We start from the raw sequence: 24,931 nt of genomic DNA, 5'->3' as shown, positions 1-24,931 counted from the left end.
GCGTTGCCCGTAGGCGGACTGCCTTGCAGGACCGGCACGGCTTGCGGCGAAACGCCTCAAATCTCCGTCATTCTCGGTTTTCGAGTTGGAAAGCCGGGAGCCTCATAGTATTTCGCATCCATGTTGTTCTGGATCCTCGTCGCCATCTTGACGGCGGCTGTCGCTGTCGCACTTGTCCTCCCGCTGATGCGGGCGGCGCCGCCCCTCCCGTCTCCTCACAGCCATGACATCGAGGTCTACCGCGACCAACTCGAGGAACTGACGCGGGACCGTGAGGCCGGGCTGATCAGCGACGAAGACGCGGAACTCGCCAGGGCCGAAATCGGCCGCCGCCTGATCGCCGCCCACGCCGCCGACACCTCCACTGCGGCGTCCAGGCGGCTTGGCTCGAAACGCCTGGCGCAGGTGTTCATCCTCCTCTGTCTGCCGACCGTCGGGCTCTGTCTTTACTTAACGACGGGCAATCCCGGCGTGCCGGCGCAGCCGCTTGCGGCGCGGCTCGCCAATCCCGGTGAAGACGTCAACATCCTGATCGCCAAGGCGGAAAATCACCTGGCCCTCAACCCGGACGACGGGGCAGGGTGGGACCTGCTTGCGCCGATCTACATGCGCAACGGCCGCGTCGACGACGCGGTTGCCGCCTATGACCGCGCCCTCCGCCTGCTCGGGCCGACGGCAGCCAGGTTTGGCGGCTATGCAGAGGGCCTCATCGTGCAGTCCGGCGGCCTTGTGACGGCAGCGGCGCAGGATGCCCTGAAGAAGGCGCTGGCTCTCGATGCCAATGATCCGCGCTCGGAGTTCTATCTCGCCCTCGGCCTCAAGCAGGAGGGAAGGCGCGGCGACGCGCTCGCGGCCTTCCGCAAGCTTGCCGACACGTCGCCCGCGGGGGCGCCGTGGTTGCCGCTCGTCAACCAGCATATCGCCGAGCTCTCCGCCGACACGCCCGTTGCCGGCGGTGCAGCGCCGGGAAACCCGACCTCCGAGGATATCGCCGCCGCCGAGGGAATGAGCGCCGGCGATCGTCAGGAGATGATCCGCGGCATGGTCGACGGTCTCGCCGGCCGGCTGAAGGAAGACCCGGACAACTTCGAGGGCTGGATGCGGCTGATCCGGGCCTATGTTGTCCTCGATCAAAGAGATAAGGCCGAGAATGCTCTACGCGACGGCTTGCAGGCCTTTCCGGCCAGCGGCGATGAGGGCCAGCAATTGCTGGCTCTCGGGCGCGAACTCGGCATCGATGGCGGCGGAGCGAAAGAATGACGCGTAAGCAGAAACGCCTGGCGATCATCGGCGGCGGGGTCGGCTTCCTGACGGCCGCCGTCCTTCTGGTCATGTTCGCCTTCAGCCAGGCCGTGGCTTATTTCTATGTCCCCGGCGACCTTGCCAAGGCGGATCTCGCGCCGGGCACGCGCATCCGCCTCGGCGGGCTGGTGGAAGCGGGCTCGGTCAAGCGCGGCGACGGCAAGACCGTCACCTTCAGCGTCACCGACACGCTCGCGACGGTGCCGGTGACCTACACAGGCATACTTCCGGACCTCTTTCGCGAGGGCCAGGGTGTCGTGGCGGAGGGGAGCTTCGCCGCTGGAAGTTCAGTTTTCGTTGCCGATACGGTGCTTGCCAAGCATGACGAGACCTACATGCCTAAGGACGTGGCCGACCGCCTGAAGGCTCAGGGCGTCACGCTCGGCGGGAAGGAAAACATTCAATGATCATCGAGCTCGGACATTATGCGCTGGTGCTGGCGCTCGCGACCGCGCTCATCCAGTCGGTGCTGCCGCTCCTCGGCGTGCGGCGCGGCGATCGGGCCCTGGTCGACCTCGCGGGCAGTGCCGCCATCGTCTCCTTCCTGCTCGTCGCCTTCTCCTTTGCGGTGCTGACCTTAGCCTATGTGACCTCCGACTTCTCCGTCAGGAACGTCTGGGAAAACTCGCATTCGATGAAGCCCCTGATCTACAAGATCTCCGGCGTCTGGGGCAATCACGAGGGCTCCATGCTCCTCTGGCTGCTGATCCTCGTCTTCTTTTCCGCCCTGGTGGCAAGCTTCGGCCGCAACCTGCCCGAAAGTCTGAAGGCGAATGTGTTGGCGGTCCAGGCCTGGATCGCCGCCGCCTTCACGCTCTTCATCCTGCTGACGTCCAATCCCTTCGCCCGCCTCGTCCCGGCTCCGGGGGAAGGCCGGGACTTGAATCCGGTGCTGCAGGACATCGGCCTCGCCATTCATCCGCCCTTGCTCTATCTCGGCTATGTCGGCTTTTCCGTCTGCTTTTCCTTCGCGATCGCAGCGCTGATCGAGGGGCGGATCGATGCCGCCTGGGCGCGCTGGGTCAGGCCTTGGGCGCTGACCGCCTGGACGTTCCTGACCGCGGGCATCGCCATGGGCTCCTACTGGGCCTATTACGAACTCGGCTGGGGCGGCTGGTGGTTCTGGGATCCGGTCGAGAACGCTTCCTTCATGCCTTGGCTGGCCGGAACGGCGCTCCTGCACTCGGCGCTGGTCATGGAAAAGCGTGAGGCGCTGAAGATCTGGACCGTGCTCCTAGCGATCCTCACCTTCTCGCTGTCGCTGCTCGGCACGTTCCTGGTGCGCTCGGGCGTGCTGACCTCGGTTCACGCCTTCGCTACCGATCCGACGCGCGGCGTCTTCATCCTGGTGATCCTCATCGTCTTCATCGGTGGCGCCCTGTCGCTCTTCGCCTTCCGGGCCTCCCACCTCAAGTCCGGCGGACTGTTTGCGCCGATCTCGCGCGAAGGCGCGCTCGTCCTCAACAATCTGATCTTGACGACGGCGACGGCAACGGTTCTTACCGGCACGCTCTATCCGCTGGTGCTCGAGGCGCTCACCGGCGACAAGATTTCGGTCGGCGCGCCGTTCTTCAACATGACCTTCGGCCTGTTGATGCTCCCCTTGCTGTTTGCGGTTCCCTTCGGGCCGCTGCTTGCCTGGAAACGCGGCGACCTCTTGGCCGCCGCCCAGCGGCTCTTCGCCGCCGTCGGCGCCGGCCTGCTCTTCGCCGCCGCGGTCTACTATGCCAGGAATGGCGGTCCCGTTCTCGCCGTCCTCGGCATCGGGCTTGGGGTCTACCTGATTGTCGGTTCGATCACCGATGTCGCGCTTCGCTCGGGCCTGGGCATGGTGGCGGGCCGCGTGGCCTTGCGGCGGTTCCTTGGCCTGCCGCGCTCGGCCTATGGCACGGCGCTTGCCCATATCGGCCTCGGCGTCACGCTGATCGGCATCGTCGCCGTGACGGCCTATGAGACGGAGACCGTCGTCGAGATGAAGCCCGGAATGCTCGTCGATGCCGGCGGCTATAGCATACGCTTCGATGGCATGCGCGAGGGTCGCGGGCCGAACTATACCGAGGACACCGGCCACTTCACCGTCAGCCGCGGCGGCGTGAAGGTAACCGAGATCTGGTCGTCCAAGCGCCTCTATTCGGCGCGCCGCATGCCGACGACGGAGGCCGGCATCAGGACCTTCGGCCTCAGCCAGCTCTATGTTTCGCTGGGCGACGAGATGACCGGCGGCGGCATCGTCGTGCGCATCTGGTGGAAGCCGCTGATCCTCTGCATCTGGGGCGGCGCTCTCGTCATGATGGCGGGCGGAATCGTTTCCTTGAGCGACCGTCGCCTGAGGGTGGGTGCTCCGTCGCGCGCCAGGACGGCGAGGCTTGCCGCAGGAGCCGTCGAATGATCCGCGTCCTCGCCGCGCTCTTCCTCTGTATTGTTTCGGTTGCGCCGGCCTTCGCCGTCAATCCGGACGAGGTGCTTGCCGATCCGGCGCTCGAAGCGCGCGCCCGGGAAATCTCCGCCAAGCTTCGCTGCATGGTCTGCCAGAACCAGTCGATCGACGATTCCAATGCCGAACTCGCCAAGGATCTGCGAGTGCTCGTGCGCGAGCGGCTCGAGAACGGGGACAGTGACGAGGCGGTGATCGCCTATGTGGTCTCGCGCTACGGGGAGTTCGTGTTGCTGAAACCCCGCTTCGAGGCGAAGACACTGGTCCTCTGGGGCATGCCGGTCGTGCTGCTCGTCCTTGGTGCGGTCACGCTGGTCGTCGCCGCGCACCGGCGCGGCACGCGCCCAGCTGGTGCGCCGCTTTCCAAGGATGAAAAGGAAGAGCTCGACAAGCTGCTTGGCCCGTAGGGAGCCGCCGACTGCCGGTGGCAGTTCCAACGGCAATATCATACGCGTTAAGGGCATGCTTCGCCGTTCCTTGAGAGGACCCGCGGATCGGGTACCGGCCTCTCATTTCTGCTCTGTCGCAACATTACCAAAAATTCATCTTCCGGACAGAACCCAGTAAGGTCCCATCCGTTACACCTTGCGTCATCGGCTGTTCCTCCAGTCACAGCCATACGAGCGGCTTCCGGGCGATTGGTCCGGATACCTTGCTCGTGATCAAAGTTTCGAAGCCGTCCGTCTGTCGGCGGCGGCTTCACGCAAGAGAGAAGGCAAAACGAATGTCCACGTTCAAAACTCCGCGTCCCTCGCTGAAGACCGCACTGAAGACCTCCACGGTTGCAGGTCTTGCCGCAGTCATGCTGACGACCGGTCTGCCGGCGCAGATCACCCAGTCCTTCGCCGAGGCGGTCAGGGTGCAGGCTCCGTCGGTTCCGAGCTTCGCCAATGTTGTCGACGCCGTTTCCCCGGCCGTCGTTTCCGTCCGCGTCCAGGCCCGTGAACAGGCATCCAACGACGAGAGCAACTTCACCTTCGACTTCGGCGGCCGCGGTTTCGAAGACCTGCCCGACGACCACCCGCTGAAGCGCTTCTTCCGCGAATTCGGCAGTCCCGATTCCCGCGATGGCGATCGGGCCGATCGCTGGCGTGATCGCCACGGTCCGCGTGGCGAAGGTCGCCTGCGCCCGCGAGCCCAGGGCTCCGGCTTCTTCATCACCGAGGATGGTTATCTCGTCACCAACAACCACGTCGTCTCCGATGGCTCCGCCTTCACTGTCATTTTGAACGACGGGACGGAACTCGACGCCAAGCTCGTCGGCAAGGACAGCCGCACCGATCTCGCCGTGCTCAAGGTCGACGCAGCCAACCGCAAGTTCACCTATGTAAGCTTCGCCGATGACAACCGGGTGCGGGTCGGCGACTGGGTGGTCGCGGTCGGCAACCCCTTCGGCCTCGGCGGCACCGTGACGGCCGGTATCATCTCGGCACGCGGCCGCGACATCGGCTCCGGCCCCTATGACGACTATCTGCAGGTCGATGCGGCGGTGAACCGCGGCAATTCCGGCGGCCCGACGTTCAATCTCTCCGGCGAAGTCGTCGGTATCAACACGGCGATCTTCTCGCCGTCGGGCGGCAATGTCGGCATCGCCTTCGCGATTCCCGCTTCCGTCGCCAAGGACGTCGTCGATGCCTTGATCAAGGACGGCTCCGTTTCGCGCGGCTGGCTCGGCGTTCAAATCCAGCCGGTGACGAAGGATATCGCCGAATCGCTCGGCCTCTCTGAGGCGAGCGGTGCGTTGGTGGTCGAGCCACAGGCGGGTTCGCCGGGCGAGAAGGCGGGCATCAAGAAGGGTGATATCGTGACCGCCCTCAACGGTGAGCCGGTCAAGGATCCACGCGACCTGGCCCGCCGGGTGGCAACGCTGCGCCCCGGTTCGACCGCCGAGGTCACACTCTGGCGTAACGGCAAGTCTGAGAGCGTCAAATTCGAGATCGGCACGCTGCCGGAGGAGGCCAAGGCTACGCCGCCGGATACCCGCGACGAACAGACGGACCAGGGTCAGGCTGGCGAAGAGGCACTGGCCGACCTCGGTCTGGCGGTCACCCCTTCGGAAGACGGCACGGGCGTCACCATCGCCTCCGTCGATCCGGACTCGGATGCTGCCGATCGTGGCCTGAAGGAAGGCGAGAAGATCGTCTCCGTCAACAATCAGCAAGTGAAGACGGCGGACGACATCCTGAAGGTGATCAACAACGCCAAGAAGGATGGCCGCAGCAAGGCGCTCTTCCAGATCGAGGCCGACGAGGGAAGCCGCTTCGTGGCGTTGCCGATCGCGCAGAGCTGAGGCGCGGCAAGAGCAAGCCACCATCCTGGCTGATGATGAGGCGCCGCGACATTTGCCGATATCGCGGCGTCTTCTGTTTCGGCCGAACGCTGTATTCGGCCAAGGCAAACCCCGAAACCGGTTGAGACGAACAGAGGTCCGGGACTATGGTCACCCGTATGAAGATTCTGATAGTTGAAGATGACCTCGAGGCGGCCGCCTATCTGGCGAAGGCGTTCCGCGAAGCGGGCATCGTTTCCGACCACGCCAGCGACGGCGAAAGCGGCCTGTTCATGGCGAGCGAGAACGCCTACGACGTGCTCGTCGTCGACCGCATGCTGCCGCGTCGGGACGGCCTGTCGTTGATCACCGAGTTGAGGCGCCGGGGCATCCATACGCCGGTGCTCATTCTCTCCGCCCTCGGCCAGGTGGACGACCGGGTGACGGGACTACGCGCCGGTGGCGACGATTACCTCCCCAAACCCTATGCCTTCAGCGAGCTCCTGGCGCGTGTCGAGGTGCTCGGCCGGCGCAAGGGAGCGCCGGACCAGGACATGGTCTACCGCGTCGGCGACCTGGAACTGGACCGGCTCTCCCATTCGGTCCGCCGCCAGGGCAAGGAAATCCCGCTGCAGCCGCGCGAGTTCCGGCTGCTTGAATATCTGATGAAGAATGCCGGGCAGGTGGTGACGCGAACCATGCTGCTCGAGAATGTCTGGGACTATCACTTCGATCCGCAGACCAATGTGATCGATGTGCACGTCTCCCGCTTGCGCTCCAAGATCGAGAAGGATTTCGATCCACCGTTGCTGAGAACCGTTCGCGGCGCCGGCTACATGATCAAGGACGATCGGACCGCTGACGCATGAGCAAAGTCGGCGTTCTGTTCAGGACGACCGCGGTCCGGCTCTCCGCGCTCTATCTCGTCCTCTTCTCCCTTTGCGCCGTCTTCCTCGTCTTCTACGTCACCGGCATGTCCGAGCGTCTCCTGCAGCAGCAGACGCGTGAAGGGATTGCCGTCGAGGCGGCCCAGATCGAAGACATCTACGAGCGTGCCGGCGTCAACGGCCTGCTCCGCTCGCTGGAGCGTCGGGCCCGTCAACCGGGCGCCAACCTCTATGTCATTGCGGGGCCGAGCGGGGAGATCCTTGCCGGCAATGTCGCCGGCCTCGAGCCGGGCCTGCTCGACAACGAGGGCTGGACATCGGAGCCCTTTCACTACCGGCGTTTCACCGACGAAAGCCGCACCGGCAACCACGTCGCGCTCGCCCAGGTCCTCATGCTCGACAACGGCCTGCGCATCCTCGTCGGCCGCGATTTGCAGGAACCGGAAAAGTTTCGCGTTCTCGTCCGCCAGGCCCTGGTGGTGGCGCTCGGCATCATGGGGCTCGGCGCACTGGTCATCTGGTTCGGCATTGGTCGCAACGCCTTGAGGCGCATCGACCGGATGTCGGAGGCAAGCACCAAGATCATGGCCGGAGACCTTTCACAACGGCTGCCGACGAGCGGATCGGGCGATGAATTCGACCGTCTGTCGGAATCGCTGAACGCGATGCTGGGGCGGATCGAGAAGCTCAACGAGGGCCTGAAACAGGTTTCCGACAATATCGCCCACGACCTCAAGACGCCTCTGACGCGGCTGCGCAACAAGGCCGAAGCGGCGCTTGCCAGCAAGGAAGGTGGCAACCAGAACGGCGCGCTCGAGGAAATCATCGGCGAATCCGACCAACTGATCCGAACCTTCAATGCATTGCTGATGATTTCGCGCGTGGAGGCGGGCTCCGCCATCGCTGAGATGAGCGATGTCGCCTTGTCCGGCATCGTCGAGGATTGCGTAGAGCTTTACGAGCCGGTCGCCGAGGAAGCTGCCCTGCGCCTGGAAGCGGACATCGAGCCGGGCGTCGTTGTTACAGGCAACCGCGAACTGATCGGCCAGGCGCTCGGGAACCTGATCGACAACGCGATCAAATATGCGGAAGGGGCGGAAAATCCGCTCATCCGGGTCGAGATGAAGAAGAGCGGCGCCAATGTCGCCCTGACGGTCGCCGATCAGGGTCCCGGCGTTCCGGAAAATATGCGCGGCGAAGTGGTCAAGCGCTTCGTGCGGCTGGACGAGAGCCGCACCAAACCCGGCACCGGTCTCGGCCTTTCGCTTGTCGAGGCGGTGATGGAGATGCACCATGGCGCATTGGATCTCTCGGCGACGGAGCCAGATGGAAGGGGCCTGACGGTTCGCATGGTTTTCCCCGCCGGCACGACCTGATACACCGGTCACGGCAATTGCCGGTTGGAGCGATCGACTTCCGACGATCCGAAGGGGAGGAGAAGACCGATGGTGGACGCGACCGAAAAGCGGTTGTCCGATATCGAGGTGGTGCCGATCCGCCCGGCGAGCCAAGCCGACGCGAAGGTCGCTCTTTCGGTGCTGAAGGACATAGCGAAGGGAAGCGAGGCCATCGCCAAGCTGGTGGCGTCCGATACGCCGCTCAAGCACTTGATCCTCGCCGCTTTCGCACTCTCGCCTTTCCTTCGCGATACCGGCGCAAGCAGCCCTGCCATTGTCGAGGCGCTGCTGAGCGAGAGCTTGCCTGGATTTCTGCGAAGCCGCATCGATGCGGCGCGGCTGGCATGGCAAAGCGGGGCGGCAGGCAAGGCCCTGCCGGACGCGGAAATCATGGCGCGGCTGCGGCGGGCAAGGCGGGAGGTTGCCTTCGCCGTCGCACTTGCCGATCTCTCGCGGCTGTTTGATGGCCGCGAAACGACGCGCTGGCTGAGCGAGTTCGCCGGCGCCGCGGTATCGGCGACGATCGATCACCTGCTGCTCGGCGCGCATGAGAGCGGCAAGTTCGTCCTCCCGGATGCCTCGGCGCCGAGCCTCGGCTCGGGCGTCGTCGTGCTCGGCATGGGCAAGCTCGGGGCGTGCGAGCTCAACTATTCCTCCGACATCGACCTCGTGGTCTTCTATGATCCGCAGTCCGGCATCCTCGTCAGCCGCGATGAGGCGACGGAGGTCTTCGCGCGGCTCTTGCGAAGGCTGATCCGCATCCTGCAGGAGCGGACCGGCGACGGCTACGTGTTCCGCACGGACCTCCGGCTTCGGCCCGATCCCGGCTCGACGCCGCTCGCAATCCCCGTCGAGGCGGCGATGCTTTATTATGAGAGCAGGGGGCAGAACTGGGAGCGGGCTGCTTTTATCAAGGCGCGCCCGATCGCCGGCGACCTTCCGGCCGGCGAGCGTTTCCTCAAGGAACTGACGCCATTCGTCTTCCGGAAGTACCTGGATTATGCGGCGATCGCCGACATTCACTCGATCAAGCGTCAGATCCACGCGCACAAGGGCCACGGCGAGATCGCCGTGAAGGGCCACAACGTCAAGCTTGGCCGCGGCGGCATCCGCGAGATCGAGTTTTTCGTGCAGACCCAGCAACTGATTGCCGGCGGCCGGACGCCTGCGCTGCGGCTGCGCGAAACCGAGGCGATGCTGCATGTGCTGGCCGAGGCCGGCTGGATCGATCGCGCCACGGCGCATGAACTGATCGATGCCTATTGGTTCCTTCGTGACGTCGAGCACCGGATCCAGATGGTGCATGACGAGCAGACCCATCTGGTGCCCGAGAGCGAGGCGGAACTGAGGCGCATCGCGTCGATGCTCGGCTTCGAAGATACGGCGTCCTTCTCCAGGGAGTTTTCCCGGGTGCTGCGGACGGTCGAGCGACGCTACGCCCAGCTTTTCGAACAGGAAGCGAGACTCTCTGCAGAGACCGGCAATCTGGTCTTCACCGGTCAGCAGGATGACCCGGACACGCTCAAAACGCTGAAACGGCTGGGTTTCCAGCGTCCTTCCGACATCGCCCGTATTATTCGCACCTGGCACTACGGGCGCTATCGGGCGACCCAATCGGTCGAGGCACGCGAACGCCTGACGGAATTGACGCCGGAGCTTCTGCGTGTCTTCGGCGAGAGCCGGCGCGCCGATGAGGCATTGCTGCGCTTCGACCAGTTCCTCTCCGGCCTCCCTGCCGGCATCCAGCTTTTCTCGCTGCTCGGCAGTAATCCGGGCCTGTTGTCGCTGATCGTCAATATCATGTCCTCGGCGCCGCGCCTGGCGGATATCATCGCCGCCAGGCCCCATGTCTTCGACGGCATGCTGGACCCGGGCCTGCTCGCCGAACTGCCGACGCGAGATTATCTGGCACCGCGGATCGCCAGCTTCGTCGCCGGCGCCCACCACTACGAAGAGGTGCTGGACCGCCTGCGCATCATCGCCGCCGAGCAGCGCTTTCTGATCGGCATCCGGTTGCTGACCGGCACGATCTCCGGCCTGCAGGCGGGCAGGGCCTTCACCGATCTTGCCGACCTGATCATCGCCGCTGCGCTGGAGGCGGTTCTGGCAGAGGTTCGCTCCGCCCACGGCGATTTCCCGGGTGGCCGGGTCGCCGTCGTCGGCATGGGAAAGCTCGGCAGCCACGAGTTGACTGCCGGTTCCGACGTCGACCTCATCCTGCTCTATGACTATGACGCCAACGCCTACCAATCCGAGGGCGCCAAGCCGCTCGACCCGGCACGCTATTTCACGCGCCTGACGCAGCGGCTGATCGCAGCTCTTTCAGCCCCGACCGCCGAGGGCGTCCTCTACAATGTCGACATGCGGCTGAGGCCCTCGGGCAACAAGGGCCCGGTTGCGACCCGCATTACCGCCTTTGCCAAATATCAGCGTGAGGAGGCCTGGACCTGGGAACATCTGGCGCTGACCCGCGCCCGATGCATCTGCGGCGACAAAAGCCTGATCGGCGAAGCGGAGGCGATCTTCGCCGAGGTCCTGTCGCAGAAGCGAGATATCGCCAAGATCCGCAAGGACGTCGAGGAGATGCGCGATCTCATCGACAAGGAAAAGCCGCCGAACGACATCTGGGACTTCAAGCTCATCCCCGGCGGCCTCGTCGATATCGAATTCATTGCGCAATATTTGGCGCTTGTGGCGCCGGCAAAGGGCGAGCTACCGCCGCCTGCCGGAACGCAGACGATGGAGGCGCTGAAGGGGCTCGGCGCCGCCCTGATGGATGCAAACGATCTCGACATGGCCGTCGAGGCGCTGGCGCTCTTTACCGAGGTCTCGCAGATCGTGCGGCTCTGTATCGACGGCGATTTCGACCCCAAGGACGCCCCCGCCGGCCTTGTCGATCTCGTTTGCCGGGCAGGCGATTACCCGGACCTCAAGCATCTCGAGGCTGACATACGCCGCTTTTCCAAGGCGGTGCGCGGCATCTTCCAGTCGGCCCTTGCGGGCTGAGCCGGCGGCCCCGGCTGGGTTCAGGCGAGGTCCGGGATCCGCACGGATATGATCGTGCCGACGTTTTCGGCGGAATGGATCTTCATCCGTCCCCCGTGCAGGCGCGTGAGCGACCGGGAGATGGCCAGCCCCAAGCCGGAGCCGCCCTTGCTCTTGGCATACTGGCTCTGCACCTGTTCGAAGGGATGGCCGATCTTTTCCAGCGCGTGCCTCGGAATGCCGATGCCGGAATCGGCGATCGTCAGCGTCACCGCGCCGCGAACCTTGCGGGCCCTGAGTGAAATGCGGCCACCCTCATTGGTGAACTTGACCGCATTTGATAAAAGGTTGAGGAGCACCTGTTTCATCGCGCGACGATCGGCGAACATCGTCAGGCCCGAGGACACCTCCTGGACGACGCGGATGTTCTTCTGCTGCGCCGGTATGGTGGTGAAGCGAAGCGTTTCCTCGATCAGCGGCGCAAGATCGATCCTTTCGCGCGTGATACGCATGTGACCGGCCTCGATCTTCGACATGTCGAGTATGTCGTTGATGACGTTGAGCAGATGTCTGCCGCTTTCATAGATATCGCGGGAATATTCGTGGTACTTCTCCGAGCCGAGCGGCCCGAACATCTGGTTCTGCAGGATCTCGGAAAAGCCGAGAATGGCGTTGAGCGGCGTGCGCAGTTCATGCGACATGTTGGCGAGGAACTCGGATTTTGCCCGGTTTGCCGCCTCGGCTCGTTCCTTTTCCGCCTGGTAATTGGCGTTGGCGACGGAAAGCTCCTCCTTCTGCCGTTCGAGCGTGATGCGCGAGGCCGAAAGATCGCCGATCGTCGCCATCAGCCGCCGCTCGGATTCGCGCAGCCGCACCTGATGCCGCTTGAGCAGCGTGATATCGGTGCCGACCGAGACGAGGCCGCCGTCGCGCGTGCGTCGATCGTTGATCTGCAGCCAGCGCTCGTCGGCGAGCTGCACTTCGCTCGTCTGCGAATGATTGCTGCGGTCCGGATCGGCGACGCGCCGCTCGATCACCGGTCTCGCCGCGGCCGCGTGCACCACTGCCCGTTCGGTGCCGGGCACGAGGACATGATCCGGCAGCTGATAGGCCTGCTGATAGTGGGTGTTGCACATGACCAGCCGGTCGTGCTTGTCCCACAGCACGAAGGCTTCCGACGTGCACTCGATGGCATCCGTCAGGCGCTGGTCGGCTTCCGCATAGCGCTGGGCGAGCCGGTGCTGCTCGGTCACGTCCATGGCGATGCCGATGAGGTGGGTGCGCCCGGAAACCGTGCGGATGATTTGGGCGCGCGCCCGAAGCCAAACGTAATGGCCATCCGCGTGGCGCATGCGGAACACCTGGTCGATCTGGCGCTCGCTGCCCTTGGCGATCGCCCGCGCCACCCGGTAGACGCCGCGATCCTCCGGGTGCATCAGCCGGGCCGCGTCGCCGAACGACAAGACGCTGCTGTCGCCGGGCATGCCGAGCATCTCGTACATGGAGCGAGACCAGAACAGGCGACGGTTGGCGAGGTCGAAATCCCAAAGTCCGCAGCGGCCGCGCGACAGTGCGGTTTCGACGCGCAGGTTCGATTCGGCGAATACGGAATCGGCGTCGCGGGCGCGCTTGGCCTGAATATAGTAGGCGTAAAGCACGACGAGCAGGATTGCCGAAATGCCGGCAAACAGCGTGACGTTCAGCGAGACATCGTCGCGCCAGGCCGCTTCGAACTGGGCGACCGGCGTTGCCGCCAGCACGACACCCGCGGAAGCCGGCACCTGCATCAGGGCGACCAGATGTTCGACGCCGTCGATGGTCGCCTTCACAGCGCCTTCGCCTTCGCCGAAATATTGCAGCGACGCCACGTCCGGGGCGATCGAGGTAAGCGTGCGGCCGATGAAATGTGCCCCCGCCTGCGTGCTCGCGAAGATGCGGCCGTCCCGGCGAACCGTCAGTAGGAACATGCCGCTGTCGAGGAGTTCGGCGGGCAGATATTCGGCGAGCCGCCGTTCGGCCTCCCATCGCTGCCCCTCGCCGAAGAGCTCCGATCCATCCGCCTGGAACGCCGCCGTCGCCGCGGTCGCCGCCAGGCTGACGCTCCGGCGCGAACTGGCCTCCATCCGGGCATGCTCATCCATGATGCCCGACATGCGCGAAATGGCCACGATCAGCAGGAAAGCGATAATGAGGACGGGAATTGACCGCTTCAGAATGGGCTCGGCCCGGGCGAGCCGACGTGACGCCGGTTCGACAAAGAGCCTCGCCTTGTCGATGAGCTCCCGTTCCAGGCCGAAAAAGCCCGGAAACTTGAGTCGCAACCGCCCGTCGGCTGCGCCTCCCCGTCGCGCGTCCGCAATCTTTCCCAATTTCTGCCGTCCTCGAGAGCGTCCCGCATGTGGATGCGAAGGGACGCTGTGATCCTCTTAAACCGAAGCGTCATCGGAAATCGCGACGCTTTGGTGATTCGGTACGCCGCCCGCCCGAATCTGACTCAATGAATCACAGGGCGATTCGCCTTGTCTAGAGGCGCAGGTAAAGATTTGTTAACCAATTTTCATCGTTGGAAAGTCATAGCGCCTGCGACGCCGAATGTCTTATCCGACGCTCAGAAGTCGCCGTAGCCCTTTGAATTGAGGCTCTTTCCTCGAATCGGCCCCGCTTAGGAGAGGTGCAGTAGGCCCGGCCGAGGCCGCGGCGATATCACGCCGCGCTGCCGTCGCTCAGCATCCGGTCGACGATGTCGCTGACATCGACGGAAAGATTGGAGGCGCCGGCGATTTCCTTGAGCGCCTCCTCGGCATGCTTGGCGCGCACCTGCTCCAGCGACCGCCAGGAGCGCATCGATGTCAGGATCCGTGCCGCAAGTTGCGGATTGCGGGGATCGATGTCGAGGATCTGGCGTGCGAGGAAGCGGTAGCCTTCGCCATCCGTACGGTTGAAGCCCGTCGGGTTGGAGAAGGCGAAGGTGCCTATGAGCGAGCGTACGCGGTTCGGGTTGCTCGGGGTGAAGTGCGGATCGGACATCAGCGCCTTGACCCGCTCGAGCGTCGAGGCGCCGGGGATCGTCGCCTGGATGGCGAACCATTTGTCGATCACCAGCGCATTGTCCGCGAAGCGGTTCTTGAACGTGGTGAGCGCATCGAGCGTTTCTTGCGCATCCGGAAAACGGTGGGCGAGCAGCGTCAGCGCCTGGCTGAGATCGGTCATGTTGTTGGCGGAACGGAACGCGCTCACGGCCTTCTCCGGCTGATCGTCCCCATAGACGAGATAGGAGAGGGCGGCGTTGCGTAGCGCCCGCCGGCCGGCGCTCGCTGCGTCGGGCCGGAACGGGCCGGAAAGTGCCATCTCGCCGAGCAATCGCGTGAAAATCTCCTTGCCGGATGCGGCGACGGCGGAAAGGATCGCCTGGCGACCGTCCTGGATAGCGTCCGGATCGTTGTCGCGGCCGATCTCCCGGGCGATGTCGGCTTCGCTCGGGAGCGACAGGACCTGTGCGCGGAATGCCGGCTCCAGCCCTTCGTCACCCGCCGCGGCCAGCAGCCCGCCGATGAGGGCGGTATCGGAGGCGATCGGCTGGCCGTTTCGCGCTTGCGCCGCTGCTTTGGCCAGATTGTCGAGCGCCATGGCATTCAGCGCCTGCCACCGGGCGAAGAGGTCGACCTCGTGGCGTGCGATGAGGGCGCGGTCCTTCGCGCTCTGCTCGATGTGCAGGTTTACCGGCGCAGAGAAGCCGCGATTGAAGGACGGCACGGGCCGGGTCGGAATGCCGGCGAAGACGACGGTCTGCTTGCGCTCCGTCAGATGCAAGACGTCGCCAGTGACATCGGCGCCGGAGACTGCTGCAGGCTTAGCCTCGCTGCCGTCTTCAAGCAGGAGCCCAACGCGAAGTGGGATATGCATCGGCTTCTTGGCGCTTTGACCCGGTGTCGCAGGCACCGCCTGTTCGAGCGACAGGGTGTAGATCTGCTTCGCCGCGTCATAGGAACCGGAGGCGGTGATCAGCGGCGTTCCCGCCTGATGATACCAGAGCGAAAACTGGGTGAGATCGCGCCCGCCCGCGGCCTCGAAGCAGGCGATGAAGTCCTCGATCGTCACTGCCTGGCCGTCATGGCGGTCGAAATAGAGGTCCATGCCCTTCTTGAAGAGGTCGCGTCCGAGAAGGGTCGCAATCATGCGCGTGACCTCGGAGCCCTTCTCATAGACGGTCGTCGTGTAGAAATTGTTGATCTCGCGATATTGCGTCGGGCGCACCGGATGGGCGAGCGGGCCGGCATCCTCGGGAAACTGTTCGGACTTCAGGTGCCGCACCTCGGCGATGCGCTTGACGGCGCGCGAGCGCATGTCGGCCGAAAACTCGTGATCGCGATAGACCGTCAGCCCTTCCTTCAGGCAGAGCTGAAACCAGTCGCGGCAGGTAATGCGGTTGCCCGTCCAGTTGTGAAAATATTCGTGGGCGATGATCGCCTCGATATTGGCGTAGTCCGTGTCGGTCGCCGTTTCCGGATCGGCGAGGACGTATTTGTCGTTGAAGACGTTGAGCCCCTTGTTCTCCATGGCGCCCATGTTGAAGTCGGAGACGGCGACGATCATGAAGATGTCGAGGTCGTATTCGCGGCCGAAGACCTCCTCGTCCCATTTCATCGAGCGCTTGAGGGCGTCCATCGCGTAAGCCGCGCGCGGCTCCTTGCCGTGCTCGACATAGATCCTCAAGGCCACTTCGCGGCCGGATGCGGTCGTGAACGTGTCCTCGACCACGCCGAGATCGCCGGCAACCAGCGCGAAGAGATAGCTCGGCTTCGGATGCGGGTCGAACCAGGCGGCGAAGTGACGTCCGTCGCCCAGGTCGGCGCCGCCGAGATAGTTGCCGTTCGAAAGGAGAAGGGGGGCGGTCGCCTTATCGCCAATGATGTTGACCGTATAGACGGCGAGCACGTCGGGCCGGTCGGGGAGATAGGTGATGCGGCGGAAGCCTTCCGCCTCGCACTGCGTGCAGTAGACGTTGTTGGTGCGGTAGAGGCCCATCAGCTTCGTGTTCGTCTCCGGCGACAGGAGCGTCGTCACGGTGATTTCGAAGGGGGCGGTCTCGGGCAGGCCGCGGATCGTCAGCGTGTCGCCGGCCACATCGTAGAGCGTAGCCGGGACTTCTTCCTGGTCGAGCAACAGGGCGGTCATGGCCAGCTCGTCGCCGTCGAGGACCAGCGGGGCGGAAGCGTCGACGCCTTCGCGTCGGTGGAAGATGAGCCGCGCCTCTACCTTCGTCTCCTTGGGGTCGAGTTCGAAGGTCAGATCCACTCTTTCGAGAACGAAATCGGTCGGCCGGTAGTCTTCCAGATGAATGATCTGGCCAGTATTTGTCCGCATGGTCAGTCCCGCTTGCGCCTTCCGTTCCTAAGTTAGAGGGCGCCTGTGATGGTGAAAAGGCCAAGAGGCGAGATTTTGTGCTTGCAATGCCGTCGACCGCACTTCGGAAGCAAACACGTTTGATTTCCCGCCCCGATCGCAGGTTTAACGAAACGGCACTAACAAGAACTAAATCCCACAGGATTTTTTCGCGTTCGCTAAAGCATAGGACGAAGCAGTGCGGGAGCGCGAAAGCCATCACGAAAATGCCGCGCCCATCAAGAAAATTGATCCAACATGCCGCGCCGTGCAGCTAGAGTGGTGCCATCCTCCCGCGGTCTGCGCCGTGTCCGTCCTTCCCGCCCGGTCCGCCGGATGACATCTCGAAACGCCCTCATGGATGCCGATATTCACAACCCCATGAAGGGGATTCTGCTCAAGGTCCTGTCTGTCATCGTCTTCGTTTGCATGGCGACCTGCATCAAGGCGGCCGGCAGCGGGATCGCCACCGGCCAGATCACCTTCTATAGATCCGCCTTCGCCATGGTGCCGATTCTCGGCTTTCTGGCCTGCCGCGGCCAGTTGCGCGACGCCTTCCGGACCAACAATGTCGCGGGGCATGTGGTGCGCGGCTTCGTCGGCATTCTGTCGATGAGTTGCGGTTTCTACGGCCTCGTGCACCTGCCGCTCCCCGAGGCGATCGCGATCGGCTACGCGATGCCGCTCTTGGCGGTTGCCTTCGCCGCTCTCTTTCTCGGCGAAATCGTCCGGCTCTATCGCTGGTCCGCGGTGGTTATCGGCCTCGTCGGCGTGCTGATCATCACTTGGCCGAGCGTGACTTTGTTCGACGAAGGAGGATTCGGCTCGTCCAAGGCGCTGGGCGCCGTCGCCGTGCTGCTTTCGGCGACACTCGGCGCGGTCGCGATGGTGCTTGTGCGCCGGCTCGTGCAGACGGAGCGCACCCATACGATCGTGCTCTACTTCTCGCTTTCCGCCGCGGTGTTTTCCCTGGCAACGCTTCCCTTCGGCTGGTCGGCGATATCCTGGACATCCTTCCTGCTCCTGATGCTCGCCGGTTTCTGCGGCGGCGTCGCCCAGATTCTGTTGACGGAGAGCTATCGCCACGCCGACATGTCGACGATCGCCCCCTTCGAATATACCTCGATCGTGCTCGGCATCGTCATCGGCTATTTCCTCTTCGGCGACGTACCGACGGCAACCATGCTGCTCGGCACCGCGATCGTCGTCGGCGCCGGCATCTTCATCATCTTCCGCGAGCACCGGCTGGGGCTCGAGCGAAAGGGGGCGCGCAAACACGTTACGCCGCAGGGCTGAACGGGGCCATTGCTCCTGCCGCTACGATAGGAGGCGCCGACGGTCGTCGCTGGAAGGCGATCTTGGAAAGGTTTGGAGGTCACCGCTCTGTCGATTGTTACCGAGACGGCGCGGTCTCAGTTGGGCAGCAACGGGCTCACCGCCACACGGTGCGCGCGGCGGCTGTCCCTGATCGTGCTCATCCTGCTGAACTCGCGCGAGGTGCGCACGGCGGTGCCGATGTCGGAAATCGTATCGAGCAGGCTGCTGATAGACATGGTAGTGATCTTCGTTCGGGCGAGCGCCGGACGCGATGGTCGGCGCTGCAGCGATTGGTCAGCGCTGAATGAAATCGGCGTAGATCTGGGCCGGGTGGCGCGTCGTGCGCGCGAGGCCGATTGCCGTCATCTGTTCGTTGGCAACCTTGCCGAAGCTGTTATACGGCGACCGCACAGCGACGCGGGCCTGACGGAGCGTCTCAAAGCTGCTGTGGATCGGGCGAAAACGGGCACTCATGGTTCAGTTCCTTAATCCATACCTCCCGTGCTTTCATATTGCGATGCAACATCGATTTTGCAACGCATTAAAACGCGGCGCTGACATGCGCAAATTGCATGGCTTTGTTCATATTTCCTTCACCTGTCGGGCGCGGCCGGTCAGCCCATGATCCGCGCCTTGAAGGAGAGCAGGTCAAGCCAAGCGAAACGCTTGTTGACGGGCGCGGTGATAAGATCCTGCGGATGCAGTGTAGCCAGCGCCGGAACGAGGTGGCCGCCGGCGGAAAGCTCGCGCCATTGCCCCCTCGTCTGATGGATCGTCTCGTTGGTGCCGAAGAAGAAGCGGGCCGTGAAATTGCCGAGGAGAAGCAAGTGCCTCGGCTCGGCGAGCGCAATCTGCCGTTCGATGAAGGGGCGGCAGATGTCGGCCTCCCGACCGCTTGGCACGCGGTTTCCGGGCGGCCGCCAGGGAACCACGTTGCTGAGCAGAACGCCGGTCCGTGAAAGGCCGATGCCGGAAAGCATCCGCTCGAGCATATCACCGTGCTTGCCGGAAAACGGCTGGGCGTCCCGGTCGTCTTCCGCATAGGGCATCGGCCCGATCACCATGATGCCCGAGGCGGGGTCACCGTCCGCGAAAACGAGGTTTCGGGCGCTGTTCTTGAGGTTGCAGCCGGTGAAGGACTCCATCGCCGTGCGAAGTTCGGCAAGCGATCGCGCGCTCTCGGCGGCGAATCGCGCCTCGCTGACCGCCTGCTCGTCAGGGATCGCGACCGTCGGCGGAACGCTTGCCGGGCCGCTCGGAAGAGTACCCAGGGCGCTGCCGGGCGTCGCCGGCTGTCCCCGGCCCCTCTGCGCTTCTGATGCTTCCGGCTGCCGGCTTTGCGGCGCAGCTCGCGCGCCGGCGCGCTTGGCTTTCAGCGCCTCGAACTCCGCCAGCCGGTCGACGGGCGCGTCTTCAAGCAGCCACTCGACACCCGCCTCCGCATGGAAAGCAAGAAGCGCGGCGAGTTCCGAAGGGGAAAGGTCGTTGGCCGAAATCATCGGCGGAACTTATCAGATCGGCGACTGTGGTCCAGCATCCGGAGGATATTTACGCGGCGATCGTCCAAGCTGTGATGTCCTCCCGCTCGCCGATCAGCGCAAGCCCGTGGGCGATCGACAGGAGCTCGCCGCCGCTTTCGATTCGCTCGGGGCCGAAGCGATCGTCGAAAAGCCGCCGGACGGCCGGCACGAAGGAGGTGCCACCGGTCAGAAAAATCCTGTCGATGTCGGCCGGCGCAGTCGCCGTCGTTGCCAGTACCTCGTCGAGGGCCGCATCGATGCGGGCGAGGTCGGGGGCAATCCAGGCCTCGAAATCCTTGCGCCGAACGATTCTTCGCGAGCGCTCGCCCAGCGGCGCGAAGAAGAACTCGGTTTCCTCTTCTTGCGACAGTCGCATTTTGGTTGCCGAGACCGCCTGATAGAGCGGGTAGCCTTCGTCATGCTCGATCAGATCGACGAATGCCGCCAGTTTCTCCGGCTCGAGGCTCGTGCGGACGAGCTTCTTCAGCTCCGCAAAGTCCCTGAGCGTCTTGAAGATCGACAACTGGTTCCAGCGGCCGAAATTGGCGTAATAGCTCGACGGGACTTCAAGCAGCTTGTCGAAGCTCTTGAACAGACTCCCCTTTCCGATCAGCGGCGCGACGATGTTGTCAATGATGCGGAAATCGAAGTGATCGCCGGCAACGCCGACGCCGGAATGTCCGACCGGCGTGGCGCTCAGCCGTCCGCCGCGGCTTGCGAAACGGATGATCGAATAGTCCGTCGTGCCGCCGCCGAAGTCGGCGACGAGCACCGTCGCATCGCGCTCCAGCTTGCGGGCGAAGTAGAAGGCGGCCGCCACCGGTTCATAGACGTAGTGGATTTCCGGAAAATCGAAGCGCGCGAGGGCGCGACCATACCGTTCGATCGCCAGCTTTTCGTCCGGACTTGCGCCGGCAAACTGCACCGGACGCCCGACGACGAGGCGCTGCAACGCCCCGTTCCAGTCGTCGCCGGCATAGTCCTTGAGCCGGGCCAGGAAGCTGTACATCAGGTCCTCGAACTCCTGGCGCTTGGCGAAGACGAGTGTGCCTTGAAAGAGTGCGCTGGCGGCAAAGGTCTTGATCGACTGCAGAAAACGGCATTCGCCGGGATTGTCGATGAATTCGCGGATCGCCGCCTGGCCCGCTTCGACCTTCAAGGATGCATGGCCCTGCTTCAGAAAGGAGAGAGCCGTTCGCGTGGTGTCGAACCGTCCGGCGGGGCTGTCGACGAAAAGAGAGCGCGTCGAGGCACCCTGCGCCAGGGCCAGGACGGAGTTGGTCGTTCCGAAATCGAGGCCGAGGGCCGTGGCCATGGCTGTCTCCTTGCGACGTAAAAGGGCGCGCCTCGTTGCACGCGGGAGCTACAAAATCAAGCTGACGGCGGTTATTCATCGGTGGTTGATTTACGTTTACGTCAAAGTAATATAAGGGATTGTGCTAAACTCATGAACTCATGCGCAAATGCAGAGACAGTCTGTCGCATCCCGGCTCGACAAGGTTTGCGGCATTTGTCATGACGGGATGATTTGACTGGGACGGAGCCGGCGGAGAACGGCAAGACTGGAGAACGCGACAATGAACGAGCCACAAGACCTCCCCGAGCGCGAGAGCATGGAATTCGACGTGGTGGTCGTCGGCGCCGGTCCGGCCGGGCTTGCCGCGGCGATCCGGCTGAAGCAGGTCGATCCGGAGCTGTCGGTCGTGGTGCTCGAAAAGGGCGCGGAAGTCGGCGCCCATATCCTTTCCGGCGCCGTCGTCGACCCGATCGGCATCGACCGGCTGTTGCCCGGCTGGCGCGACGAGCCGGACCATCCGTTCAAGACGGAGGTCACGGACGACCAGTTCCTCTTCCTGGGCCCGGCCGGGTCGATCCGCCTGCCCAATTTCCTGATGCCACCGCTGATGAACAATCACGGCAACTATGCCGTCTCGCTGGGCAATGTCTGTCGCTGGCTGGCGGCGCATGCCGAGGCGCTCGGCGTCGAGATCTATCCGGGCTTTGCCGCAACCGAAGTGCTCTACAACGAAGAGGGCGCGGTGATCGGAGTTGCCACTGGCGACATGGGCATCGGACGCTCCGGCGAGCCGGGGCCGAACTTTGCTCGCGGCATGGCGCTTCTCGGCAAATACACGCTGATCGGCGAGGGGGTGCGGGGCTCGCTCGCCAAGCAGCTGATCGCCAAGTACCGGCTCGACGAGGGCCGCGACGTGCCGAAATTCGGCATTGGCCTGAAGGAGCTCTGGGAGGTGAAGCCGGAGAACCATAAGCCGGGCCTCGTGCAGCACTCCTTCGGCTGGCCGCTCGGCATGAAGACCGGCGGCGGCTCCTTCCTCTATCACCTCGAGGACAACCTCGTCGCCGTCGGCTTCGTCGTGCACCTCAACTACAAGAACCCGTATCTCTACCCCTTCGAGGAGTTCCAGCGCTTCAAGACGCATCCGGCGATCCGCGGCACTTTCGAGGGCGGCAAACGTCTGTCCTACGGCGCCCGTGCGATCACCGAGGGCGGCTACCAGTCGGTGCCGAAGCTCTCCTTCCCCGGCGGCGCGCTGATCGGCTGTTCGGCCGGCTTCGTCAACTTGCCGCGCATCAAGGGCAGCCACAATGCCGTCTTGTCGGGTATCCTCGCGGCCGAGAAGCTGGCGGCGGCGATCGCCGCCGGCCGCGCCAATGACGAGCCGATCGAGATCGAGCGCGGCTGGCGCGACAGCGCAATCGGCCAGGACCTGAAGAAGGTGCGGAACGTCAAGCCGCTGTGGTCGAAATTCGGCACGGCGATCGGCGTCGCGCTCGGCGGTCTCGATATGTGGACGAACACGCTGTTCGGCGTCTCCTTCTTCGGCACCCTGAAGCACGGCAAGACGGACGCACAGAGCCTCGAGCCGGCCGCCAAGCATCAGAAGATCGACTATCCGAAGCCGGATGGGGTCTTGACCTTCGACCGGCTCTCCTCGGTGTTCCTGTCGAACACCAATCACGAGGAGGACCAGCCGATCCACCTGCAGGTCAAGGACCTGGAGCTGCAGAAGCGTTCCGAATACGACGTCTATGCCGGCCCGTCGAGCCGCTACTGTCCGGCCGGCGTCTACGAATGGGTGGAAAAGGACGGCAACCCGACCTTCGTCATCAACGCCCAGAACTGCGTGCACTGCAAGACCTGCGACATCAAGGACCCGAACCAGAACATCAACTGGGTGCCGCCGCAAGGGGGCGAAGGCCCCGTCTACCCCAACATGTAAATGTTGGGAGCCGGGGCCGCGCGGAGCCCCGCCCAGTAGAGAGCGGCGAAGGCCCCGTCTACCCCAACATGTAAATGTTGGGAGCCGGGGCCGCACGGGCCTCCGCCTGAAAAATAGCGGCCAAGCCGCATCCGAGAAGCGTTTCTTGGCGTGCCTGGCCGCGCCTTGTGCCTCGGCTCACAGTTGAAATGTCGCCGCTAAGGCCTTCAATTGTATAACTTCATGAAAAAATACCATGAGCGTGATTGCTGACGCAAATGGGCAAGCGTTTCCCCTAGAGACTCGATAGCAATGACATGTACCGTCGATCGGGAGTATTGGATTGATGGCAACGAGACTGGACTGGACGAAGGTCCGATCCACATGCTGTCCGCTGCCGCGGTGAGGCTGGCAGTTCGTCACGGGTGCACCGTCAGAACAGAGGGAAACGAGATGAAGAAACTACTTGCAACGACGTGTCTGGCCGTTGGCCTCCTCGGACTTGGCAGCGCCGCATCGGCGCAGGAATGCGGCGATGTGACGATCGCCAACATGAACTGGCAGAGCGCCGAAGTACTGGCGAACGTGGACAAGTTCATTCTGACGGAAGGTTATGGCTGCAACGCCGAACTGGTTGTTGGCGATACCGTGCCGACGATCACGTCGATGATCGAGAAGGGCGAGCCGGACATCGCTCCGGAAGGCTGGGTCGACCTGCTGCCGGACGTGGTCAACCGCGGTCTGCAGGAAGGCAAGCTCGTCGGTGCGGCGCTCGCGCTTTCTGACGGCGGCGTACAGGGCTGGTGGGTTCCGAAATATATCGTCGACGCCAATCCGGACATCAAGACGATCGATGACGTGCTGAAGCACAAGGAGCTTTTCCCGGATCCGGAAGATCCGAGCAAGGGCGCCGTCTTCAACGGCCCGCAGGGCTGGGGCGGCACTGTCGTGACGACGCAACTCTACAAGGCCTATGGTGCGGAGGCCGCCGGCTTCACGCTCGTCGATCCCGGCTCTGCCGCCGGCCTCGACGGCTCGATCGCCAAGGCCTACGAGCGCAAGCAGGGCTGGGTCGGCTACTACTGGGCCCCGACGGCGCTGCTCGGCAAATACGAGATGGTCAAGCTCGACCATGGCGTGCCGGCTGATCCGGCCGAATGGAAGCGCTGCAACACGGTTGCCGACTGCCCGGACCCGAAGAAGAACGACTGGCCGAAGGACAAGGTCCAGACGCTCGTCACCAAATCCTTCGCTGACCGTGCCGGTCCGGTGATGGATTATCTCAAGACCCGCGCCTGGCAGAACGACACCGTCAACAAGCTGATGGCCTGGATGACGGACAATCAGGCGAGCGGCGAGGAGGGCGCCAAGCATTTCCTTGAAGAAAATCCGGATGTCTGGACCAAGTGGGTCTCGCCGGAAGTCGCCGAGAAGGTCAAGGCGGCCCTCTGATCGACACTCTGGCCAACGAACGGCGCGCATAAAAGGCGCGCCGTTTTTCTTTCCCGCATGCAGGAATTCGTTCACGGCATGTCGGTTTGAGAATAAGATTGCGCAGCGTCAGTGGTTACAGCGCAGTGTGGTTTGAAGGTCGGCGGCTGCCAAGAAAAATAACGACATGCCGCCTGAACGATTGCAAAGGGGAATCGCCATGGAATGGCTGACCAAATTTCCGCATATGAATGACGATAGCCTTCGAGAACTCAAGAAGGTGATCGACGAAGGCTTCCGCACGTTTACGCGTACCTATGGCGAGGCCATCGAGACGTTCTTCGAGCCGTTGCAGTTCTTCCTGATCCAGTCCGAGCGCTTCATGACGCGCACACCCTGGCCGATCATCCTGCTGCTGATTGCGGTGATCGCCTGGTTCGCCAGCCGCAACTGGAAGGTCGTTGCCGGCTGCGTCGGCACCCTGCTGCTGATCGGCTACTTCGACATGTGGGACGACACAATGAAGACGATCTCGATGATCTTCGTCTGTACGGTGCTGTCCATCGCAATCGGCATTCCGCTCGGCATTCTCATGTCGCGCTCCGATCGGGTGCAGAACGTCGTCAATCCGGTGCTCGACGTGATGCAGACGATGCCGAGTTTCGTTTACCTGATCCCCGTGGTGATGCTGCTGGGGATCGGCAAGGTCCCCGGCCTGATCGCCGTCGTCATCTACGCCATTCCGCCGATGATCCGGTTGACCAATCTCGGCATCCGGCTGGTCGA

18 protein-coding genes are annotated in these 24,931 nt (G+C 63.6%); 12 read left to right on the top strand and 6 right to left on the bottom strand.

What is annotated here, in order from left to right:
- The first annotated feature begins 120 nt into the window (after positions 1 to 120).
- The 8 genes from ccmI (at position 121) to CO656_RS14410 (ending at position 11,295) form a co-directional block, all read left to right on the top strand.
- Positions 121 to 1,260 carry a c-type cytochrome biogenesis protein CcmI gene (gene ccmI / locus CO656_RS14445; RefSeq protein WP_097526237.1) on the top strand — a complete coding sequence of 380 codons (1,140 nt, stop codon included), beginning with the start codon at positions 121 to 123 and terminating at the stop codon, positions 1,258 to 1,260.
- Complete coding sequence (ccmE, locus tag CO656_RS14440; RefSeq protein WP_037413594.1) at positions 1,257 to 1,709, top strand: cytochrome c maturation protein CcmE; 453 nt, start codon at positions 1,257 to 1,259, stop codon at positions 1,707 to 1,709. The genes ccmI and ccmE overlap by 4 nt, the downstream gene beginning before the upstream one ends.
- Positions 1,706 to 3,691, top strand: a complete 1,986-nt coding sequence (locus CO656_RS14435) for a heme lyase CcmF/NrfE family subunit (RefSeq protein WP_097526236.1) — start codon at positions 1,706 to 1,708, stop codon at positions 3,689 to 3,691. Before ccmE ends, CO656_RS14435 begins: the two co-directional genes overlap by 4 nt.
- On the top strand, positions 3,688 to 4,143 hold the full coding sequence (locus tag CO656_RS14430; protein WP_037413599.1) for a cytochrome c-type biogenesis protein: 456 nt from the start codon (positions 3,688 to 3,690) through the stop codon (positions 4,141 to 4,143). Before CO656_RS14435 ends, CO656_RS14430 begins: the two co-directional genes overlap by 4 nt.
- A 317-nt stretch (positions 4,144 to 4,460) precedes the next feature.
- Positions 4,461 to 6,026: a Do family serine endopeptidase gene (locus tag CO656_RS14425; protein ID WP_097526235.1), complete on the top strand. Its 1,566-nt coding sequence runs from the start codon at positions 4,461 to 4,463 to the stop codon at positions 6,024 to 6,026.
- A 146-nt stretch (positions 6,027 to 6,172) separates the two neighbouring features.
- Positions 6,173 to 6,874 carry a response regulator transcription factor gene (locus tag CO656_RS14420; protein ID WP_037413603.1) on the top strand — a complete coding sequence of 234 codons (702 nt, stop codon included), beginning with the start codon at positions 6,173 to 6,175 and terminating at the stop codon, positions 6,872 to 6,874.
- On the top strand, positions 6,871 to 8,268 hold the full coding sequence (locus tag CO656_RS14415; protein WP_037413605.1) for a HAMP domain-containing sensor histidine kinase: 1,398 nt from the start codon (positions 6,871 to 6,873) through the stop codon (positions 8,266 to 8,268). Before CO656_RS14420 ends, CO656_RS14415 begins: the two co-directional genes overlap by 4 nt.
- Positions 8,269 to 8,337: 69 nt before the next feature.
- Complete coding sequence (locus CO656_RS14410) at positions 8,338 to 11,295, top strand: bifunctional [glutamine synthetase] adenylyltransferase/[glutamine synthetase]-adenylyl-L-tyrosine phosphorylase (protein ID WP_097526234.1); 2,958 nt, start codon at positions 8,338 to 8,340, stop codon at positions 11,293 to 11,295.
- A 20-nt stretch (positions 11,296 to 11,315) separates the two neighbouring features.
- Here the strand turns inward: CO656_RS14410 and CO656_RS14405 are convergent, their stop codons facing one another.
- Both CO656_RS14405 and pepN read right to left on the bottom strand, forming a co-directional pair.
- A complete protein-coding gene (locus tag CO656_RS14405; protein WP_037413609.1) occupies positions 11,316 to 13,643 on the bottom strand; it encodes an ATP-binding protein in 2,328 nt (775 codons plus the stop codon).
- 334 nt (positions 13,644 to 13,977) lie between these two features.
- Positions 13,978 to 16,638, bottom strand: a complete 2,661-nt coding sequence (gene pepN / locus CO656_RS14400; protein ID WP_097526233.1) for an aminopeptidase N — start codon at positions 16,636 to 16,638, stop codon at positions 13,978 to 13,980.
- A 375-nt stretch (positions 16,639 to 17,013) separates the two neighbouring features.
- On the opposite strand from pepN, the gene CO656_RS14395 reads away from it, so the two are divergent.
- Complete coding sequence (locus CO656_RS14395) at positions 17,014 to 17,952, top strand: DMT family transporter (RefSeq protein WP_037413612.1); 939 nt, start codon at positions 17,014 to 17,016, stop codon at positions 17,950 to 17,952.
- Between the two features lie 116 nt (positions 17,953 to 18,068).
- Here CO656_RS14395 and CO656_RS14390 read toward each other — a convergent pair whose 3' ends face one another.
- The 4 genes from CO656_RS14390 to CO656_RS14375 form a co-directional block, all read right to left on the bottom strand.
- Positions 18,069 to 18,209 carry a hypothetical protein gene (locus CO656_RS14390; protein ID WP_083853839.1) on the bottom strand — a complete coding sequence of 47 codons (141 nt, stop codon included), beginning with the start codon at positions 18,207 to 18,209 and terminating at the stop codon, positions 18,069 to 18,071.
- A 58-nt stretch (positions 18,210 to 18,267) separates the two neighbouring features.
- The gene (locus CO656_RS14385; protein WP_037413613.1) at positions 18,268 to 18,447 is read right to left on the bottom strand and encodes a hypothetical protein; all 180 of its coding nucleotides are present in this window, start codon (positions 18,445 to 18,447) and stop codon (positions 18,268 to 18,270) included.
- Positions 18,448 to 18,587: 140 nt separating this feature from the next.
- Positions 18,588 to 19,472, bottom strand: coding sequence for a uracil-DNA glycosylase (locus CO656_RS14380; RefSeq protein WP_097526232.1), 885 nt, complete (start codon positions 19,470 to 19,472; stop codon positions 18,588 to 18,590).
- 49 nt (positions 19,473 to 19,521) lie between these two features.
- Positions 19,522 to 20,808, bottom strand: a complete 1,287-nt coding sequence (locus CO656_RS14375; protein ID WP_097526231.1) for an Hsp70 family protein — start codon at positions 20,806 to 20,808, stop codon at positions 19,522 to 19,524.
- Positions 20,809 to 21,070: 262 nt separating this feature from the next.
- Here CO656_RS14375 and CO656_RS14370 point away from each other — a divergent pair, with 262 nt between their 5' ends.
- The 3 genes from CO656_RS14370 to CO656_RS14360 all read left to right on the top strand — a co-directional run.
- Entirely contained in the window at positions 21,071 to 22,735 is a 1,665-nt protein-coding gene (locus CO656_RS14370) for an electron transfer flavoprotein-ubiquinone oxidoreductase (protein ID WP_097526230.1), read from the top strand.
- Positions 22,736 to 23,167: 432 nt separating this feature from the next.
- Complete coding sequence (locus CO656_RS14365) at positions 23,168 to 24,166, top strand: ABC transporter substrate-binding protein (RefSeq protein WP_037413624.1); 999 nt, start codon at positions 23,168 to 23,170, stop codon at positions 24,164 to 24,166.
- A 199-nt stretch (positions 24,167 to 24,365) separates the two neighbouring features.
- A partial coding sequence (locus CO656_RS14360) for an ABC transporter permease subunit (RefSeq protein WP_144353219.1) occupies positions 24,366 to 24,931 on the top strand: 566 nt, incomplete at its 3' end.

It is taken from the genome of Sinorhizobium sp. FG01, from assembly GCF_002531875.1.
Lineage (GTDB): Bacteria > Pseudomonadota > Alphaproteobacteria > Rhizobiales > Rhizobiaceae > Sinorhizobium > Sinorhizobium fredii_C.
Note: the sequence above shows the minus strand (reverse complement) of the source record. Positions and strands in the feature narration are given on the sequence as shown.

Excerpts from the sequence above, each read along its gene's own strand:
- ccmI (WP_097526237.1), top strand. The coding sequence starts at position 121 with ATGTTGTTCTGGATCCTCGTCGCCATCTTGACGGCGGCTGTCGCTGTC.
- ccmE (WP_037413594.1), top strand. The coding sequence starts at position 1,257 with ATGACGCGTAAGCAGAAACGCCTGGCGATCATCGGCGGCGGGGTCGGC.
- CO656_RS14435 (WP_097526236.1), top strand. The coding sequence starts at position 1,706 with ATGATCATCGAGCTCGGACATTATGCGCTGGTGCTGGCGCTCGCGACC.
- CO656_RS14430 (WP_037413599.1), top strand. The coding sequence starts at position 3,688 with ATGATCCGCGTCCTCGCCGCGCTCTTCCTCTGTATTGTTTCGGTTGCG.
- CO656_RS14425 (WP_097526235.1), top strand. The coding sequence starts at position 4,461 with ATGTCCACGTTCAAAACTCCGCGTCCCTCGCTGAAGACCGCACTGAAG.
- CO656_RS14420 (WP_037413603.1), top strand. The coding sequence starts at position 6,173 with ATGGTCACCCGTATGAAGATTCTGATAGTTGAAGATGACCTCGAGGCG.
- CO656_RS14415 (WP_037413605.1), top strand. The coding sequence starts at position 6,871 with ATGAGCAAAGTCGGCGTTCTGTTCAGGACGACCGCGGTCCGGCTCTCC.
- CO656_RS14410 (WP_097526234.1), top strand. The coding sequence starts at position 8,338 with ATGGTGGACGCGACCGAAAAGCGGTTGTCCGATATCGAGGTGGTGCCG.
- pepN (WP_097526233.1), bottom strand. The coding sequence starts at position 16,638 with ATGCGGACAAATACTGGCCAGATCATTCATCTGGAAGACTACCGGCCG.
- CO656_RS14395 (WP_037413612.1), top strand. The coding sequence starts at position 17,014 with ATGGATGCCGATATTCACAACCCCATGAAGGGGATTCTGCTCAAGGTC.
- CO656_RS14390 (WP_083853839.1), bottom strand. The coding sequence starts at position 18,209 with ATGTCTATCAGCAGCCTGCTCGATACGATTTCCGACATCGGCACCGCC.
- CO656_RS14385 (WP_037413613.1), bottom strand. The coding sequence starts at position 18,447 with ATGAGTGCCCGTTTTCGCCCGATCCACAGCAGCTTTGAGACGCTCCGT.
- CO656_RS14380 (WP_097526232.1), bottom strand. The coding sequence starts at position 19,472 with ATGATTTCGGCCAACGACCTTTCCCCTTCGGAACTCGCCGCGCTTCTT.
- CO656_RS14375 (WP_097526231.1), bottom strand. The coding sequence starts at position 20,808 with ATGGCCACGGCCCTCGGCCTCGATTTCGGAACGACCAACTCCGTCCTG.
- CO656_RS14370 (WP_097526230.1), top strand. The coding sequence starts at position 21,071 with ATGAACGAGCCACAAGACCTCCCCGAGCGCGAGAGCATGGAATTCGAC.
- CO656_RS14365 (WP_037413624.1), top strand. The coding sequence starts at position 23,168 with ATGAAGAAACTACTTGCAACGACGTGTCTGGCCGTTGGCCTCCTCGGA.